The organism is Flavobacterium sp. MMS24-S5, assembly GCF_050320125.1.
In the GTDB taxonomy this organism is placed as follows: domain Bacteria; phylum Bacteroidota; class Bacteroidia; order Flavobacteriales; family Flavobacteriaceae; genus Flavobacterium; species Flavobacterium tyrosinilyticum.
Map to the genome: position 1 here is coordinate 2266096 of NZ_CP190016.1, position 19341 is coordinate 2285436.

A 19341-nucleotide genomic window follows, 5' to 3' on the forward strand; every position below is an offset into this window, starting at 1 on the left:
AAATCTGAAATCTAAAATTTTAAATGAATACACTACAAGCTATTGTTCTTGCTATTATTGAAGGAATTACAGAGTTTTTGCCTGTTTCTTCTACAGGCCACATGATTATTGCCTCTTCTTTTTTTGGAATCGCGCATGACGATTTCACTAAACTTTTTACTATTGTAATTCAGCTTGGCGCAATACTTTCTGTTGTTATTTTATATTTCAAACGTTTCTTTCAAACTTTTGATTTTTACTTTAAACTTCTTGTTGCTTTTATTCCAGCAGTTGTTTTAGGATTATTATTAAGCGATTTTATTGATGGCTTATTAGAAAATCCCATTACAGTTGCTATTTCGCTTTTAATCGGTGGAATTATTTTATTGAAAGTTGACGAATGGTTCAATAATCCAAATACAGCTGAAACTTCTCAAGAAATAAGTTATTTACAAGCTTTCAAAATTGGATTATTTCAATGTATCGCTATGATTCCTGGAGTTTCTCGAAGCGGAGCTAGCATCGTTGGGGGAATGTCTCAAAAATTATCAAGAACGACAGCCGCAGAATTTTCATTTTTCTTAGCCGTTCCTACTATGTTGGGAGCAACTGCAAAAAAATGCTACGATTATTACAAAGCTGGTTTTGAATTATCTCACGACCAAGTAAACATGTTGGTTATTGGGAATATTGTTGCTTTTGTTGTAGCATTATTAGCAATTAAAACTTTCATCGGATTTTTGACTAAAAACGGATTCAAAGTTTTTGGTTACTACCGAATCATTGCCGGAATCATTTTATTATTGATTCACTTTTTTATTCATCCGCTTACGATTATATAATGACACCTGAAGAATATTTAGAAGGACAAGTTTTATTGATTGACAAACCTTTAAAATGGAGTTCATTTCAAGCTGTCAATAAATTAAAATACCTTTTAATTAATAAAGTTGGACTTCCAAAGAAGTTCAAAATTGGTCATGCAGGAACTTTAGATCCTTTAGCAACTGGACTTTTATTAATCTGCACGGGAAAATTCACTAAAAGAATTTCAGAGCTTCAAGGTCAGGCAAAAGAATATACGGGTACGTTTTATATAGGCGCCACTACTCCATCTTATGATTTAGAAACAGAAATCGATCAGACTTTTCCAACCGATCATATCGATGAAGCTTTGATTCATGAAACTGTAAAACAATTTTTGGGCGAAATCGATCAGAAACCGCCTATTTTCTCGGCTATTAAAAAAGACGGCGTTCGTTTGTACGAACACGCTCGTGCTGGAGAATCTATAGAAATCGAAAGCAGAAAAACTACAATTCACGAATTTGAAATTACAAGAATTGCATTGCCTGAAATAGATTTTAGAATAGTTTGCTCTAAAGGAACTTACATTCGCTCTTTGGCTTATGATTTTGGAAAAGCAATGAATTCAGGTTCGCATTTAACTGTTTTACGCCGAACTAAAATTGGCGATTATGACGTAAAAAATGCGATTGATATTACTTTATTTGAAGAAAGCTTTAAATAATTAAAACAAAAAAAGCACATTACAATTTGAAAAGTAATGTGCCAAGCTCCTAAAATAAGTAAAAATTATTTCATACTTATCTCTGTTTAATAGTGAGGCACATTCTTCCCTCCAAATAGAAATTTAGAAAAGAAATCATAAAACCTTTCGAATAACTTTTTCATAATAGTGTATTTTAATTGTTGAACAATAAATAAAACACCAATAAAAAGAGTAAATCTAAAAGTTATAATAGAAGTGGGTTACTTTCACTAAGTTACAAAAATCTATTGAAGTCAAAAAGACTTTAAGATAATTTTATCAACTAAATCATCTGCTTATCAACACATTAATCCGATTAAAGGCGATTATATTTGATGTTTTCCATAATTTCAACCAATTCTTCCTGAACCGAAATTCCTTTATCTGCTAAATACCATAACTGCAAATCTGTTTTAATTTTTTCATCAATAGCACCAACTTCTCTTTTATGTTTGGCCATTAATTCGGTCGCTCCTTTTGGTCTTCGCACCCAATCTGCACGTACAATTCCGGCTTCTTTACAAATAACGATTACTTTAGGAATTGCTCTTCCTCCATTGGTTAGATAATGGCTCATCAAATCGTCATTTTCATCGCGAAATGCAATTCTCAAATCAATCTTTTTATGAGAAACCAAAGCCATTTTATTTAAAATTGGAAGAATTTGTGCTGCATCTCCACACCAACCTTCTGAAAGAACCAGCCAAATATAATGATTGTCCAAATTTTGAAGTTTCTCTGCAATCGAATCTGAAATAGTAATCGTTTTGTCTAGCCTATTCATTCTGGCTTCATTCAACTTGGAATAATTGGTAAGACTTTCAGATTGTTCATTTCCTGTAGATTTTCCTTCAGTCAATAAGTCGGTTACTATTTTTCTATATTCAGCATAAGAATGACTATTGAATAATGCTTTGGCTACGATGCTTTTCATATTTTTCCATTTTTAGGTTACAATAAAAATACGAAATTTAGGAAGACGTAGAAAATGACATTTGTCACATCTCTGAATTTAAAATTTCATCATACATATTTCCTGTTTCTATAGAATTCCAATTCTCATCATACTTCTCAAAAACCTCAACTAATGCAAGAAGAGACAAAGGGTTAAAAGCAGAAACGGTTACATTATTATTTTTTGCTACCCAAAAAAGTATTTCATCTTTTGAATCATTCATTTCTAATGAAATTTCAAATTCTTTATTTTTAATTGTGAATAATGCAATGTCATATGTATTCATTGTCTCTGTAATTTTCATTGATTATATTTTAAATTAAACTATCAATAATCTCATTTGCCAAAAAAAAAGTTCAATATTCATTTACTTAAATACTAGTTTACCAAGAAGCTGACTTATCCAAATACTTTTTTGCTTCTGTCTTTATCCAACCTTTTTCAGAATTTATAATGATTTTCATTTTTTCATCAAAACCTTTCATTCGCAATTTCCTCAAAGAAACAATTAAATGACCATAAACTTCTTTATCTTCTAATAACGTTTGAACCTGTTTTTCGGATAAATGAAATTTAAACTCCCCAACCAATAATGCAAAAGTCTCTCTCCCTTTACCATATCTATTATTCATAAGAACTTCAATAATTGCTTTTTCAACTCGTGCAGATTTTTTGAAATTCTTTTTCTTGATAATATTTCTTAGATTTTCTCCTAATCGCCAAATATCATATTCAAAAGAATACCATACTCTAAATGAAAATTTTGATTCCCCTTTTTTTTTATTGTTCTCAAACCAATATTCACATAACTCATCGATTAAATTCGACAAACTTTCTTCAGTAAGACTATTAATAAATTCTTCGTCTTCGATCTTTCTATATTTATCTAAAATTTTCATCTTTCATTTACTTAAATATTAATTTACCAAGAAGCTGACTTATCCAAATACTTTTTTGCTTCTGACTTTATCCAACCTTTTTCAGAATTCATAATGGTTTTTATTTTTTCATCAAAACCTTTAATCTTCAATTTTCTTAAAGAAATAATTAAATGACCATAAACATCTTTATCATTTAAAAACATTCTAATATCATCTTTCGTTAAATCACATTTTAATTCGCCAATCAACAATGCAAAAGTTTGCCTTCCCTTGCCATATTTATCATTTTTGAGAATCCCAATAATTGTATTTTGAATTAATGTCGATTTTTTAAAGCTCTTTTTCTTCTTTAAAAGAAGCCTCAAATCTTCTCCTAATCTCCAAATATCATCTTCAAAACAATACCATGGTACAAATGAAAATTCAGATTCTTCAATTCCTTTATTATTCTCAAACCAATATTCACATAAATCATCGATTAAATTCGATAAGCTTTCTTCTGTAAGACTATTAATAAATTCGTCTTCTTCGATCTTACTATATTTATTTATTAAATCCATTTATTGACATTTAGACACCAACAGCATTAAACAAAATAATTTTCCTACAAAAATAAAAAATTTAATTAATCGACGCTTCTCAAAATAATTTTGCAAACATTATTTTTAAAAATCAGAATATGTCTATATTTGCACAAATTAACGCAACACACACATGAAATATAAAAGAATTCTTCTTAAACTTAGCGGCGAGGCCTTAATGGGTGATTTACAATACGGTATAGACCCGAAAAGATTAGCCGAATATGCAGATGAAATCAAGCAGATTCACGCAAAGGGAGTAGAAATTGCTATTGTTATTGGAGGAGGAAATATTTTTAGAGGCGTTGCCGGAGCAAGTGCTGGAATGGATAGAGTACAAGGCGATTACATGGGAATGCTTGCGACTGTTATTAACGGAATGGCTTTGCAGGGCGCTCTTGAAGATAAAGGAATGAAAACGCGTTTGCAGACTGCTTTGAAAATGGAATCTATTGCAGAACCATATATTAAAAGAAGAGCAGATCGCCACCTTGAAAAAGGCAGAATTGTAATTTTTGGTGCTGGAACTGGAAATCCATATTTTACAACTGATACAGCTGCTGTTTTAAGAGGTATCGAAATCAATGCAGATGTTATCCTTAAAGGTACTCGTGTTGATGGTGTTTACGATTCTGATCCAGAAAAAAATGCTTCTGCAGTAAAATTTGATTTTATCTCATTTGATGACGTAATCAAAAAAGGATTAAATGTAATGGACACAACTGCATTTACATTAAGCCAAGAAAACAAATTACCAATCGTTGTTTTTGATATGAACAAAATCGGAAACCTATTGAAAATTTGCGAAGGCGAAAACATTGGAACTGTAGTAAATATATAGTCATCAGTAACAGTTTTACAGTCGCGCAAGACTTTAACTGAAAACTGAGAATGAAAACTGAAAACTAAAAAAAAATGACTGAAGAAATAGACTTTATTTTAGAAAGTACTGAGGAATCAATGAACGGTACTATTGCACACTTAGAGAAAGAATTTCTTAATATTCGTGCAGGGAAAGCTTCTCCAGCTATGCTTGGAGGTGTTTTTGTAGATTATTACGGATTTGCAACTCCGCTTTCTCAAGTATCTAAAATCAGTGTTCCAGATGCTAGAACAATTACATTACAGCCATTTGAAAAAAATATGCTGCAAGCAATTGAAAAAGCAATCTTGATCGCTAACATTGGTTTCAACCCAATGAATAATGGAGATATGATCATCATTAGCGTACCACCATTAACAGAAGAGCGTCGTCGCGATTTAGCGAAACAAGCAAAATCTGAGGCGGAAGATGCTAAAATTGGTATTCGTAACTCTCGTAAAGATGCTAATACTGATATCAAAAAGTTAGAAAAAGAAGGAACTTCTGAAGATATCTGCAAATCTGCTGAAGAAGAAGTACAGAACTTAACAAACGCTTACATCAAAAAAATTGATGAGTTATTGGTTGCAAAAGAAGCCGAAATCATGAAGGTGTAATCTTTAGATTGAGATAAAATAAAAAATCCGTTTGGTTTATTGTACCAGACGGATTTTTTTATTGCTATTTTTGCATACGAAAATTATTTATTTTTCGTTTTTGAAACTATATCATTCTGTATGAAGCTATTTTGTTTTTTGACTTTGTTTTTTACGCTTACTCTTCAAGCGCAAATTCAAATAAACGGAATCGTAACCGATTCAAACAACAAACCTCTTCCGTTTGCCACCATTACCACCTCAGAAAGCAATAACACTATTACAGATGTTGATGGAAAATTTATTTTTAAAATTAGCAGTTCGGCTACATCACTTACGGTTTCTTATGTAGGCTTCCAAACTAAAACTATTGCGTTAATTAATAATAAAACCTTTTATTCGGTAGCGCTTTTACAGCAGACAGACGATCTAAAAGAAGTTGTGGTTTCTAATGAAAACCCTGCGCTTACCATAATTAGAAAAGTTATTGCCAATAAAGCCATAAACAATCCGCAGAAAAAACTCAATAATTTTGAATACAAAACCTATAACAAACTTATTGTTACTGCTAATCCCGATTCGATTGATGGACGTATCGATACTTTGGCGGCATATAAAGACTTAAGTAAAAAAGTTATCAATATCGATTCTTCCGACTATAAGTTTAAAGAAATTGTAAGCAAACAGCATTTGTTTCAGACCGAGAAAGTTTCTCAATATCAGTTTGGAGATCACAAGCTAAAAGAAACCGTTTTGGGAACCAAAATTGCAGGTTTCAAACAGCCTATTTATGAAGTTCTGGCTTTCAATCTTCAATCTATCTCGATTTATGATTCTAAGTACGAATTATTCGAAACCAAATATGAAAATCCGATTTCGAAAAATGCGCCTTCTAACTACAATTATAAACTCTTAGATACTGTTAGCATTAAAGGTCGTGACGCGTATATGATTTATTTTAGAAATAAATCAAAACACAGAACTTCTGGATTAGAAGGTGTTTTATATATCGATAAAGAAAATTACGCTGTCGCGAAAGCTGTAATGCGTATTAAGGGTGTTTTGGATATTAGTGGAATTCACGAATTTGAATATATTCCGAAAGAGAAAATATGGTTTCAAAGCAACACCACTTTTAAAATCGTAAAAGGTAAAAATGATGATGATATTCGAATTTTGGGCGGTACAATTCAATTTGACGGAGATGTTGAAGAGAATTTCGAACCCAGAAAAAAAGTGGCTTCAGATTTTACCTATCTCCTTTCTGAAAGTAATAGTTTTGATATTCGTGTAAACACCGACGGCCCAATAAAAAACCCTTCGCTTTATATCGAAATTAAAGACGATGCGGCCAAAAAACCGGAAAGTTTCTGGGAAGCTTACCGAAAGGAAAATTTGGATTTAAAAAGCCAAAAAACTTATTTGCTATTAGATAGTCTTTCAATTCGAAATCGAATCGAAAAACGCTTAGGAATTGGCCGAAAAATCATTAATGGCTTCTACCCGATTGGCCCTGTCGATTTAGATTTGAAAAAAATCATAAGTTATAACAATTACGAAGGTTTTCGTATTGGCGTAGGCGGGATCACAAACGATCGTTTATCTAAAAACTTCCGTCTAGAAGGCTACACCGCATACGGAACAAAAGATGGTGTTTTTAAATACAGTGTTGGAGGTGGCGTTTTATTAGACAAATACACCAATACTTGGTTTAATGGTTATTATACTGATGATGTGCGAGAAATTGCAAGTACCGTTTTTTCTGTTGATAAACGTGTTTTTAAAATTTACGACCCGCGTCCGATAAACATTAGTACATTTTATGAATATATAGGATGGCGTGCCAATGTTCAAACCAAATTTATTCCGAAAACTGAAGCCGTTTTGGAATTTTCGCGAAATTATATCGAGCCAAAATTTGATTATCTTTTTAATCTAAACGGGAATTTATATTCAAATTATATCATGACCACAGCAATGCTTTCGATTGTGTAGCCTTTCAGCAATTATATGCAGACTCCAACAGGAAGAACTGAAAGCGATAAAAAGTTTCCGAGATTTACTTTTCAATACACACAATCTTTACCGAATGTTTTTGAAAATGATTTTACTTTTAGCAAAATAGATTTTAAAGCCGAATACGAAAAACAGTATTTAAACCGCCAAAAAACAAGTTTGCTTTTACAGGCTGGTTATGCAATGGGAGATGTTCCTATTACACATTTATACAATACCTCTCCGAATAACTTAACGAAGGAAACCGTTATTCAGCGTATCACTTTTGCCGGAAGAAATGCTTTTGAAACCATGTATTTTAACGAGTTCTTCTCGAGCCAATATTTGATGTTTCAAATTAAGCACGGTTTTGACCGAATTAGAATTATGAGAAAAGTTCGCCCATCGTTGGTTTTAGTTACTAGAATGGCTTGGGGAAGTATGGAAAATCCAGAACAACATGTTGGCCCAGATTATAAAACTTTAGATAAAGGTTATTTTGAATCAGGAATCGAATTGAACAGAATTTTTAAAGGTGTTGGTTTAGGCGGATTCTATAGATATGGACCAAATCAGTTATTGAAGTTTGAAGACAATATCGCGGTTAAGATTTCTTATGTTCTTGATCTTGGGCTTTAATTTAAAATTCATTTTTTCGCCACGAATTCACAAATTTATGCACTTAAACTTTGCGAAAATTTTACCGATGAATTTCACGAATTTCCGGTAGTAATCTGCGCAAATTTGTGCAATTTATCAACAAGTACCACGTAAAGAAATTCAATAAAATTCGTGAATTCGTGGCTAAAAAAAATCCCAAACCCCAATATTAAAATTGGAATTTGGAATTTTAAAATTTTGGAATTTCAGCAAGTTTAAGGTTTCAAAATCAAAACCGATGGTGAATTATTCAGCCAAATACTTTGAGATTCTATTAATTTTTTCCAGCTATCTAAACTGATAATCATTAGATTTTGGCTTTCTAAAAATTCTTTCTTCAGTGTTCTATCATTCATAATCATGATATGATTTGGCGCAATCTGCTCGATAGAACGAATTGTTTCCTGAATTTCTCTTGTATTTTTAACTTCTCCACCAGCATCTAAAACTGTAATCTGAGAACCATTATTATTGATTAGCTTTTTAGCATAATCAATTAAAAAAGCATCTTCTTTACTAAAAACGGGCATAAAAATCTGGTTTACTTCTTCTAGATTCTTATCAATAAAAATACCAACTGGCATTTTCGCTTTAGTAATAATATGTCGTGTTCTCTCATCAAACGGATTGTTTTCAAACAAACCTTCTTTTCCTGTGAACTTATCGATCAAACGATCTGGGTTTACAATTCTGGTTGTGAATCCGAGAATTTTCCCCAACAAAGTTCCATCAAAAATAGATTGTCCTAAACCAACCAATAATAAATCATATTCTCCATGGTTTGCCGTATCAATAATATCTGAATCAATATCACTCGAAACTTTAAACAAGCTCTCTAAATTTTGATCTAACAATTGCGATTCTTCCACCACTGGCCCGATCATTTTACGTTCATGTTCTTTAACATCAAAAGAATGTATTTCTGTACTTAAAGAAATATGCATTGCTGTTACAACCGAATTATCCGTTTGCTTTTTAACAAGGCTGTTGGCAATTTTGAGTAATTTTTTTCCTTTTTCTGGAGTAGCAAACGAAAGTAAAATCTTGTACTTACTTTTAGTCCCAATTTCCTCTGGAACGGCTGTGATTTTATCTTTAAAAATAAATCCAATAAAATCTAAAGCCGGGCCTGTCATAAAAGTAGTCACCAATGCCATAATTACCATCATAGTAAAGATTTCTGTTGACAATACCCCTAGATCGTAACCAATGTTTAGAACCACTAGTTCCATCAAACCCCTTGTATTCATCAAGGCTCCAATGGCTAGACTGTCTTTCCAGTTCTGTCCCATAAATTTCGCTGCCAAAGCACTCCCGAAGAATTTCCCAACGACAGCAACCAAAATGATCAAACCGGTAAGTTTCCATAATTCAGGATCATTCAACAATCCGATTTGTGTACGCAAACCTGTGAACACGAAAAACAATGGCAATAAAACAATGATGGCAACGTCTTCTACTTTTTCGATAAATATATTTCTAAACTTATTGTTTTCTGGCATAATCGCTCCAGCCAAAAAAGCACCGAACAAAGCATGAATTCCAATTAACTCAGACGCATAAGCCGAAATTAAAAGTGTTATAAAGAAAATGGCAACAACTGGTTTATTCAAACTCTCTCTCGTTGCATTTAAATCTCCTACTCTTTTTAAGAACGGACGAACTATTTTTAGCATGATAATTACGTACAAAATCGCCATTCCGATTACATATAATGAACTTGAAAGCGAACCCGCTTTTACAATCGCAATAACAACTGCCAAAATACACCAAGCCGTAATATCGTCTGCAGCCGCGCAAGTAATAGCAATGGTTCCTAATCTTGTTTTCTGCATGCCACGTTCTTGAACTATTCTAGCCAAAACCGGGAAAGCAGTAATACTCATGGCGATTCCCATAAATAAACCGAAAGAAGAAAACTCAACTCCCAATGGAGCATAGGTTTCATAAATAAAAAATGCCAATGATAAACCTAAAGCAAACGGAATTACAATACTGGCGTGACTGATTACAACTGCATCATGCGCTTTGTTTTTCAGCACTTTTAAATCCAATTCCATTCCGATAACAAACATAAAAAGGATTAAACCGATTTGGCTTAAGAACTGCAGATTACCTAAAGATTCTTTTGGAAATAAAGCAGCCGAAAACTCTGGAAAATACATTCCGACCAAAGATGGTCAGTAACACAATTCCCGCAATCATTTCTCCAATTACAGACGGCTGTCCTATTTTTCTAAAAAACCATCCAAACAAACGGGCAACTAAAATAATGGTTACGATCTGCGCTAATAAAATAGCCAAAGGGTGTTGCAGATTTTCGACCATCGAATGAAGAAAGTCTTTCCAATGATTGCTTTCAACACTTTTCTTTACAATATTGCGCCCAACTTCCAATGAAGCGCCTTTTGAAATTACCCAATATATTAGCGCTGTAAAACCACCAATAACTGTTATGTAGAATAGAGAGTTCTTAACGTTATTCATAAACTCGTTCTTTAGATTTAATTAACGCAAATATCAGCACTGTGAATTTAGTGAAAAAGTAATTCACTTGTTAATTTCAATCACATGTAACAAGTCAGGAAAAAATTGTAATAAGTTTTAGAAATGATTGTCATCCTTAGCGAAGTTGAAGACTTAACGCTCCGCATTGGGCTTCGACTTCGCTCAGCCTGACAAAAAATAGATTAGAGATGGCTATAATTTCACCTTTTTCAAAAAATCAGCTCGATAAGTTTCGCTTAAGATTAGCGTTGTGTTTTTGCTGTTTTCTTCAACATGGTGCAGCACAATTTCGTTATGATTAAAGAACTTAATTGCTTTTACTGCCACGATTTCTTTTTTATTAACTCGACAGAAATCAGCATCTGGCAATTCGTTTAAAAGGGTATCGAATTTTACATTTTTCAAATTCAAAAAACTTCCATCGGTAAGCAGTACCGTTTTGTCACGACTATCACTTGCAGCAGTTTTTATGTACTGAATTTTATTAAAATACAACAGCGTTTTTCCTTTGTCTGTATTGAGCTGAATGAATTTTTTATCTGAATTTGATTTCTCAAAACGCTCCAAAGCTTTTGTGACTGCTTTTTGCAAACGTTCCAATTTTACAGGCTTTGTAATATAATCTACGGCGTCGATATTAAATGCTTCGGCCGCATATTCTTTATACGCTGTACAAAAAATCACCAATTTATCTTGCAGTTTTTCAGCCAGATGTAGCCCATCAATTCCGGGCATTTCAATATCCGAAATGAGCAGGTCAAAATCTAAATTAGGTATATCAGACAAAAGTTTTTCAGGATTATTGAATGTCTTCACGATTTCTAATTCTGGAATTTGTTCGCAAAGCATTTTTAGGTAAGTCAATCCTGGAAGTTCATCGTCCAGAAGCAAGCATTTCAGTTTTGTATTCAAGTAAATCAATTTTTAGATGGGCAATATAAACATCGTTTTCTATAAACCTATCGAGTTTGAAATTATTCTTATAAATAATGCGAAGACGGTGTTCGAGCGTTGTGTGGCCAAAACCGCTTCGTTCTTTTTTCAGTACTTTTTTATCTGATATTTTATTCGAAACCGTCATAAAAAAAGCATTGTTTTTAAATTCAAAAACTACTGAAATAAAAGCATCTGCACTTTGGAGATCGGCATGTTTAAATGCGTTTTCAATTAGATCAATCGAAATTAAAGGCGCTAGCAAAGGCTGTTCATATAATTTGTCTTCCTGATTAATATTGGTTTTAACCTTAAGTTCAAAAAGCGGACTGATTTTGATTTTGTTGATTTCGATTAAATTCAGTGCAAAATCTATTTCTTCTTTGGCCGTTACAAATTTCTTTTTGCTTTCGTATAAAATATAATCCAGAACATTAGCCAATTTATCCAGAGCAAAATAGGTTTGATAAGCATGCGATTGAATTGAATTTAAGATATTCTTAAACAAATGCGGATTTAGCTTGGATTCTAAATTCTCCAACTGCAAATCGTTTACCTTAGATTCTAAAGCATAAAAACTTTTTTCAGCATCTTCTTTTGCTTTTTTGGTTTGCATTAATTGATAAATCATAAAGCAAATAATAACAATTAAAAGCAAAAGAATGGTTAGAAAAATGAAAGTTGTAGTATTATTTTGTTGCATTGTTGCTGATCTATTTTTTAGTGCAAAATTACAATAACAGTATTTTTTACTGTAAAACTAATTGCAAATATGGCAAAAGCTAACGACTAATTGGCAAAAAGCATATAAATTATCCCATTTTTAAAAATCTTGCATTTTGTGTTAACATAAAGTAAAATAGAATCGAATATTTATGATTTCGAGCACTTTTCACTACATTTGCATCCATTTTTAAAGATTTTATGAAAAACGCTATCCAAGTTGGATTTTGGGAAAAGTTAGCCCGAATCATACTTAAAAACCGAATTACGATTCTGGTTATACTTTCTGCTTTAACTATTTTCTTTGGTTATCAGTGGAAGAATCTTTCTATGACTTATACCGAAGCTAACCTGCTTCCAAAAGATCATATTGCAAATAAAGATTATCAAAAATTCTTAGACAAATTTGGCGAAGAAGGAAACTTAATTGTTATTGGTTTCAAAGATCCTAAATTCTTTACACCAAAAAATTATGCGGCTTGAGCCGAATTAATGAACGGTTTGAAAAAAGCCAAAGAAGTTGATTTGGTAATTTCTTTAAATGATCTAAAGAAACTTGAAAAAGATACCGTAAACCAAAAATTTGTTTTAGCACCGTTTATTGACGAAAGTAAAGTATTGGATGCTGCTTATTTAAAAAGCGTACAATACGATTTGTTTCACAATCTTCCTTTTTACGAAGGATTGCTGTTTAACAAAGAAAGCGGAAGCGTTCGTTCTGCCATTTACATGAATAAAGCGCTGGTAAATACAGCAGAAAGAAAGGTTTTTATCTTAAAAGATTTAGTTCCGAAAATCGATAAATTCGAAAAAGAAACGGGAATCGACCTTAAAGTTTCAGGAATGCCGTACATCCGTACAATCAATGCGGATAATATGAAAGGCGAAATCGGACTTTTCATTGGAGCGTCTTTATTGACCGTTTCTTTGATTTTCTTTTTCTTCTTCCGTTCGTTCAGAGCTACGTTTATTTCAATCTGCATTTTAATTGTCGGAGTAACTTGGTCGTTTGGAACGCTTGGATTATTTGGTTATAAAATCACGATTTTAACAGCTATTATTCCGCCGCTAATTATCGTAATCGGAATTACAAACTGTATTTTCCTGATCAACAAATATCAGCAGGAAATCAAAATACACAACAATCAGGCAAAAGCTTTACAGCGTGTTATTTCAAAAATTGGGCATTCAACTTTCATGACCAACTTAACGGCTGCAATTGGTTTTGCAACCTTAATGATTACAGGAAACGAACTGCTTTTTGAGTTTGGATTGGTCACTTCTATCAACGTGATTTCTGTTTATACTTTGACACTTTTTATCGTGCCAATTATTTACAGTTTTATGCCATTGCCAAAAGCAAAACACTTATATCATTTAGATAAAACTTATATTTCAACGCTTTTAAATACAGTTACAACTATCGTAAAAGGCAAAAAGACAATTGTTTATTGCATTTACGCTGTTCTGTTTCTTGTGAGTTTGAATGGAGTTAGACAAATGAAAGTTTCGGGAAGTTTGATTGGCGAAATGCCAAAAAGCGCTTCTTTCTTTAAAGATATTTTATTTTACGAAAAAGAATTTAATGGTGTAATGCCTCTGGAAATCATGATTGACACCAAAAAGAAAAAAGGTGTTATGAAACCGGCAACCATTCGTAAAATGGATGAATTACAAAACACCATTTCTGAAATTCCTGAATTAGCAAAACCTGTTTCGGTTGTAAACTTGGTTAAATATGCAAAACAGGCTTTTTACAACGGAAATCCTGAATATTACCAACTGCCAACTTCTCAGGAACAGACTTTTATTTTAGGTTATGCTAAAAATGCAACCAAAAACAGTAAAGAAAACTTAATGAAAGCCTATGTCGATTCTACTGGACAATACGCGCGAATCACTACTTTCATGAAAGATATTGGGACAGATGAAATGGCAAAAGTAGAAGGAAAACTTCGCAAGAAAATTGACGAAATTTTCCCGAAAGACCGTTACGAAGTTACAATTACAGGAAAAGCTTTAGTTTTCCAGAAAGGAACAACTTATTTGGCGCATAACTTAATTGAGTCATTATTGTTTGCGATTTTAACTATTGCAATCTTAATGCTGTATTTATTCCGCTCGTTCAAAATGGTAGCAGCTTCTTTGATTACGAATATTTTACCGCTTTGCATTACCTCTGGATTAATGGGTTATTTCGGAATTCCGTTAAAACCTTCGACGATTTTGGTATTCAGTATCGCTTTCGGAATCTCGGTTGATAATGCGATTCAGTTTATGGCGAAATACAAAGATGAATTGACTCAAAACAAAGGAAAAGTAAAAAAATCTGTTTTCAGCGCTTTAAGAGAAACCGGAGTAAGTACATTCTACACTTCAATCGTGTTGATCCTAGGTTTTGCCACTTTTACATTATCAAGCTTCAGCGGAACAATTGCTTTAGGAGGATTAATTTCTTGTACTTTGGTTTTTGCAATGTTTGCTAACTTGGTTGTATTGCCTTCGTTGGTTTTGACTTTTGAGAAGAAGAAAACAAGAAAAGAGGAATTGGAGGGATTGGAGAAGTAAAACACTAATTTCACTAATTGGCACGAATTAAAAATAAATGGAGAGAATAGAAATTTATTCAAGTAGAAAAAAGGCGTCTTTATTGTTGATTATTGGTGTACTGTTCACTGCTTTAGGTTTCGAATTATTTATTAATGCTGAACATTATCTTTCCTATAAATTTAAAAGTCTAATATTTATAAAAGGAATAGGAATTATTTGGATCCTATTTTGTGGCTTAGGTGTTTACATAGCTATTAGGCAATTAATAAAAAACAAACTTTTTCTTATTATTGATAAAAATGGAATCAATGTTAATCCGGAAAAGAATTCATCAGAATTTATAAAATGGAACAATATTGAAGGATTTTCAGAACTAAAAATTCAAAGCCAAAAAATGGTGCTTATTAAAATTAATAATCCCGATTATTGGATTGAAAATGAAAAGAATCTAATACGGAAAAAATTAACGCAATTTAATTTTACCAATTACGGTTCACCATTTTGCCTTTCAGCAGTTTCAATGCAAATAAATCATGCTGAACTTATGAAAGTATTAAATCAAAATTTGAAGAAATACAAGAATTAAACTAGGAAGTCAAACATAGTTTGTCATTCCGAGGAACGAGGAATCTCCGCAAGAAACTCCGCTCCAATGATCGCTAATCTTTGTAGAGCTACTTACGGAGATTCCTCGTTCCTCGGAATGACAAAAATGAGAATAAATCATATATTCATATAAAAGATTGGTCTCTCATGAAACCAAATGCCCTAGCCCCGATCGAAGCGGCATCCTTTCTATTTTTTCTTTAAAAATAGAAAGATATAGCGAAGAGCGGGAAACAGCTTCAAAATTTAATTATTATCGATTATATTTGCAGTTGTTCAAAACGAATATTATTTAATATCAATTATATATAAAAATGAAACACACAAAAGTTAGAGACTTATTAAACAGTACGACGACGTTACAGGAAGTGAATGCAAAAGGTTGGGTGAGAACTTTTAGAAATAATCAGTTCATCGCTTTAAATGACGGTTCTACCATTAATAATATTCAATGTGTTGTTGATTTTGAAAATACACCAGAAGAGACTTTAAAAAGAATCACAACTGGAGCAGCGGTTTCTGTAATTGGAACTTTGGTTGAAAGTAAAGGTGCGGGTCAGAAATATGAAATTCAGGTGAACAAACTTGAAATTCTTGGAGATTCAGATGCTGAGAAATTCCCAATGCAACCTAAAAAACACTCTTTAGAATTTTTACGTGAAAACGCTCACTTGCGCGTTCGTACAAATGCTTTTGGTGCGATTATGCGTGTGCGTTCGGTTTTATCTTATGCTGTTCACAAATATTTTCAGGATAAAGGTTTCGTTTATGTAAACACGCCAATTATTACTGGAGCTGATGCTGAAGGTGCTGGAGAAATGTTCCAAGTGACTTCATTGCCATTGGATAATCTTCCTAAAAATGAAGAAGGTAACATTGATTTCAAAAAAGATTTCTTTGGAAAACATACGAACTTGACGGTTTCTGGACAGTTAGAAGGTGAAACTTTTGCTATGGCTTTGGGTCAGATTTATACTTTTGGGCACAACTTTTAGAGCAGAAAACTCAAACACTTCTCGTCACTTGGCAGAATTCTGGATGATCGAGCCTGAGGTTGCCTTCAACGACTTGGATGACAACATGGATTTGGCTGAAGATTTTATTCAGTACGTAATCAAATATGCTTTAGACAACTGTAAAGATGATTTAGCTTTCTTAGAAGGAAGACTTCTGGAAGAAGAAAAATCAAAACCACAGGCAGAAAGAAGCGAAATGGCGTTGTTAGAAAAACTAAACTTTGTTTTAGAAAACAACTTCAAACGTGTTTCTTATACAGAAGCAATTGACATTTTAAGAGATTCAACTCCAAATAAAAAGAAAAAATTCCAATACCTAATCAACGAATGGGGAGCTGATTTACAATCAGAACACGAGCGCTTCTTGGTTGAAAAACACTTTAAATGTCCAGTAATTTTATACGATTACCCAGCAAACATTAAAGCGTTTTACATGCGTTTAAACGACAACACTGAACCAGGAAGAGAAACAGTTCGTGCAATGGATATCCTTTTCCCTGGAATTGGAGAAATCGTGGGTGGTTCTGAAAGAGAAGAGCGCTACGATGTCTTGGTTGAGAAAATGGAAAAACTTGGAATTGATAAAGAAGAATTATACTGGTACTTAGACACCAGAAGATTCGGATCGGCAACTCACGCAGGTTTCGGTTTAGGATTTGAGCGTTTGGTATTGTTTGTAACAGGAATGACAAACATTAGAGACGTAATTCCTTTCCCAAGAACTCCTGGAAGTGCGGAATTCTAAGAAATAAAGTTTTTGCCACAAAGGCACAAGGACGCTAAGTTTATTTTTAAACTAACTGAGTTAAAGGCTCAAAAAAAATTAAAATAATACCACGAAGACACAAATTCACAAGTATTATTTTAATTTTTACTAAAGATTTAAAAACTTAAAAAAAACTTTGTGCCTTAGCGTCTTCGTGGAAAAACCATAAAAAATATGCTCTCTGAAAGAACGGAAGAAATTGGAAAAATAATTGTAAACGCAGCATTTAAAGTTCACAAACAACTTGGGCCTGGATTATTAGAAAGAGTTTATGAAGTTTGTTTGGCTCATGAAATCACTAAAGCTGGTCTTGATGTAAAACGCCAAGTTGATATTCCAATATTTTACGACGGAATAGAATTTAGCGAAGGATTAAGATTAGATTTACTGGTTGAAGATTCTATAATTATAGAAATAAAAGCAGTTGAACAAATAAATCCCGTTTGGGAAGCACAAATTATAAGTCAATTAAAACTATTGAATAAAGATTTAGGCTTTTTAATTAATTTCAATGTTCCTTTAATAAAGAGCGGAATCAAAAGATTTATAAATACCAAAAGAGTATTTTAAGTTTTTGCAGAAATATAAGAAAGCAAAAAACTTTGTGGCTTATTGCCTTTGTGGCAAAAAACAAGAAACAAAAAAATAAAAAAAACTTTGTGCCTTCGCGCCTTAGTGGCAAAAAATAGCGCCTTAACTATGCTAAAGCAATTTTTAAATTTAAAATTATCCCAAAAATTATCTCCACAGCAAATTCAGCTGATGAAGTTAATTCAATTGCCTACGCAAGCTTTTGAACAGCGTTTATTAGAAGAAATGAACGAAAATCCGGCTCTTGAAGCTGGAAAAGAAGACGATTACGAAGCTGATGAATACGCCAATGAAGACTACGACGATTATGATGACGCAGAATCTGACAGAATCGAAGCAGACGACATTAACATTGACGAATATCTAAGCGACGACGATATGCCTGATTACAAAACTCAGGTAAACAATTACAGTGACGACGAAGAACGCGAAACGCCTTTTGCAGCTCCAATCAGTTTTCATCAAGACTTAATCAATCAGTTGAATACTTTTATTTTGAATGATGAAGAGCGCGAAATCGCTGAATTCCTTGTTGGAAGTATTGATGATATGGGTTATATCCGTAGAAGTATTCCAGATATTGTAGACGATATGGCTTTTACTCAGGGAATTTATACTGATGAAGCAATGGTCGAAAAAATGATGACAGTAATTCATGAGCTTGAACCTTCAGGTGTTGGTGCTCGTGATTTACAAGAATGTTTATTGCTTCAGTTAAAACATAAAACTCCAACTGAATATGTTGATTTAGCAATTGACATTATCGAAAATCAGTTTGATGCTTTTACGAAGAAACATTATGATAAATTATTACAGAAATACAGCATTTCTAACGAACAGCTTAAAAAAGCAATTCACGAAATTGAACGTTTGAACCCAAAACCAGGCGGTTCTTTTACCGGAAACAATAAAGTTACAGAAAACATTGTTCCCGATTTTGCCATCAGAATTGTAGATGGCGAATTAGAATTGACCCTAAACGGAAGAAATGCTCCTTCTTTGCACGTTTCTAAAGATTATCAGGAAATGATGCAGACATACAAAGAATCCCGTGATAAATCGACTGCACAGAAAGATGCCGTTCAGTTTATCAAACAAAAACTGGATTCTGCTAAATGGTTTATCGATGCCATCAGACAACGTCAGGAAACTCTTTTTGTAACCATGAATGCCATTATGCATTATCAGGAAGAATATTTCTTAGACGGCGATGAAACGAAACTAAAACCAATGATCTTAAAAGATATTGCAGATATGGTTGGTTTGGATATTTCGACGATTTCACGCGTTGCCAATAGTAAATATGTTGAAACACCTTATGGAACAAAACTGATTAAGGAATTCTTCTCTGAAGCTATGAAAAACGATCAGGGAGAAGACGTTTCAACTCTTGAAATTAAAAAGATTCTTCAGAATACAATTGAAGAAGAAGATAAGAGAAAACCGCTTCCAGACGATCAATTGGCAGAAATCTTAAAAGAAAAAGGATATCCGATTGCGAGAAGAACTATTGCAAAATACCGTGAACAATTGGATATTCCAGTGGCGAGAATGAGAAAGAAAATTTAGTTTTTTCTAACCTCATAA

General features: G+C 32.9%; 15 protein-coding genes and 3 pseudogenes. 11 read left to right on the plus strand and 7 right to left on the minus strand.

From position 1 onward, the window contains the following. The first annotated feature begins 23 nt into the window (after nucleotides 1-23). Together ACPWTF_RS10475 and truB are read left to right on the plus strand one after the other, a co-directional pair. Complete coding sequence (locus tag ACPWTF_RS10475; RefSeq protein ID WP_427875382.1) at nucleotides 24-821, plus strand: undecaprenyl-diphosphate phosphatase; 798 nt, start codon at nucleotides 24-26, stop codon at nucleotides 819-821. Further along, nucleotides 821-1510, plus strand: a complete 690-nt coding sequence (gene truB, locus ACPWTF_RS10480; RefSeq protein ID WP_427875383.1) for a tRNA pseudouridine(55) synthase TruB — start codon at nucleotides 821-823, stop codon at nucleotides 1508-1510. The genes ACPWTF_RS10475 and truB overlap by 1 nt, the downstream gene beginning before the upstream one ends. A 337-nt stretch (nucleotides 1511-1847) precedes the next feature. Here truB and ACPWTF_RS10485 read toward each other — a convergent pair whose 3' ends face one another. From ACPWTF_RS10485 to ACPWTF_RS10500, 4 genes are all read right to left on the minus strand, one after another. After that, entirely contained in the window at nucleotides 1848-2465 is a 618-nt protein-coding gene (locus ACPWTF_RS10485; protein WP_427875384.1) for a thioredoxin family protein, read from the minus strand. 64 nt (nucleotides 2466-2529) lie between these two features. Continuing rightward, nucleotides 2530-2790, minus strand: coding sequence for a hypothetical protein (locus ACPWTF_RS10490; protein ID WP_427875385.1), 261 nt, complete (start codon nucleotides 2788-2790; stop codon nucleotides 2530-2532). A gap of 79 nt (nucleotides 2791-2869) precedes the next feature. Further along, on the minus strand, nucleotides 2870-3385 hold the full coding sequence (locus ACPWTF_RS10495; protein ID WP_427875386.1) for a hypothetical protein: 516 nt from the start codon (nucleotides 3383-3385) through the stop codon (nucleotides 2870-2872). A 23-nt stretch (nucleotides 3386-3408) separates the two neighbouring features. Continuing rightward, nucleotides 3409-3927 carry a hypothetical protein gene (locus tag ACPWTF_RS10500; protein WP_427875387.1) on the minus strand — a complete coding sequence of 173 codons (519 nt, stop codon included), beginning with the start codon at nucleotides 3925-3927 and terminating at the stop codon, nucleotides 3409-3411. 154 nt (nucleotides 3928-4081) lie between these two features. Between ACPWTF_RS10500 and pyrH the strand changes: the two genes are divergently transcribed. From pyrH to ACPWTF_RS10520, 4 genes are all read left to right on the plus strand, one after another. After that, nucleotides 4082-4789: a UMP kinase gene (gene pyrH, locus ACPWTF_RS10505; RefSeq protein ID WP_057122376.1), complete on the plus strand. Its 708-nt coding sequence runs from the start codon at nucleotides 4082-4084 to the stop codon at nucleotides 4787-4789. 74 nt (nucleotides 4790-4863) lie between these two features. Further along, nucleotides 4864-5427, plus strand: coding sequence for a ribosome recycling factor (gene frr / locus ACPWTF_RS10510; protein WP_427875388.1), 564 nt, complete (start codon nucleotides 4864-4866; stop codon nucleotides 5425-5427). Between the two features lie 120 nt (nucleotides 5428-5547). After that, complete coding sequence (locus ACPWTF_RS10515) at nucleotides 5548-7401, plus strand: DUF5686 family protein (RefSeq protein WP_427875389.1); 1854 nt, start codon at nucleotides 5548-5550, stop codon at nucleotides 7399-7401. 15 nt (nucleotides 7402-7416) lie between these two features. Then, nucleotides 7417-8040: a hypothetical protein gene (locus ACPWTF_RS10520; RefSeq protein WP_427875390.1), complete on the plus strand. Its 624-nt coding sequence runs from the start codon at nucleotides 7417-7419 to the stop codon at nucleotides 8038-8040. Nucleotides 8041-8276: 236 nt separating this feature from the next. On the opposite strand, the pseudogene ACPWTF_RS10525 reads toward ACPWTF_RS10520, so the two are convergent. From ACPWTF_RS10525 to ACPWTF_RS10535, 3 genes and pseudogenes are all read right to left on the minus strand, one after another. Then, nucleotides 8277-10548 (minus strand): annotated as a pseudogene (locus ACPWTF_RS10525) (cation:proton antiporter). A 213-nt stretch (nucleotides 10549-10761) separates the two neighbouring features. Further along, complete coding sequence (locus ACPWTF_RS10530) at nucleotides 10762-11481, minus strand: LytR/AlgR family response regulator transcription factor (RefSeq protein ID WP_427875391.1); 720 nt, start codon at nucleotides 11479-11481, stop codon at nucleotides 10762-10764. After that, complete coding sequence (locus ACPWTF_RS10535; protein ID WP_427875392.1) at nucleotides 11444-12205, minus strand: histidine kinase; 762 nt, start codon at nucleotides 12203-12205, stop codon at nucleotides 11444-11446. Before ACPWTF_RS10535 ends, ACPWTF_RS10530 begins: the two co-directional genes overlap by 38 nt. A gap of 221 nt (nucleotides 12206-12426) precedes the next feature. Between ACPWTF_RS10535 and ACPWTF_RS10540 the strand changes: the two are divergent. The 5 genes and pseudogenes from ACPWTF_RS10540 to rpoN all read left to right on the plus strand — a co-directional run bounded on the left by ACPWTF_RS10540 (nucleotide 12427) and on the right by rpoN (nucleotide 19323). After that, nucleotides 12427-14793: pseudogene (locus ACPWTF_RS10540) on the plus strand (efflux RND transporter permease subunit). Between the two features lie 37 nt (nucleotides 14794-14830). Further along, on the plus strand, nucleotides 14831-15361 hold the full coding sequence (locus tag ACPWTF_RS10545) for an STM3941 family protein (protein WP_427875393.1): 531 nt from the start codon (nucleotides 14831-14833) through the stop codon (nucleotides 15359-15361). Nucleotides 15362-15695: 334 nt separating this feature from the next. Then, nucleotides 15696-17142, plus strand: a pseudogene (gene asnS, locus ACPWTF_RS10550) (asparagine--tRNA ligase). Nucleotides 17143-17337: 195 nt separating this feature from the next. Continuing rightward, the gene (locus ACPWTF_RS10555; RefSeq protein ID WP_427875394.1) at nucleotides 17338-17733 is read left to right on the plus strand and encodes a GxxExxY protein; all 396 of its coding nucleotides are present in this window, start codon (nucleotides 17338-17340) and stop codon (nucleotides 17731-17733) included. Nucleotides 17734-17862: 129 nt separating this feature from the next. After that, on the plus strand, nucleotides 17863-19323 hold the full coding sequence (gene rpoN, locus ACPWTF_RS10560; RefSeq protein ID WP_095928315.1) for an RNA polymerase factor sigma-54: 1461 nt from the start codon (nucleotides 17863-17865) through the stop codon (nucleotides 19321-19323). Nucleotides 19324-19341: the final 18 nt, after the last annotated feature.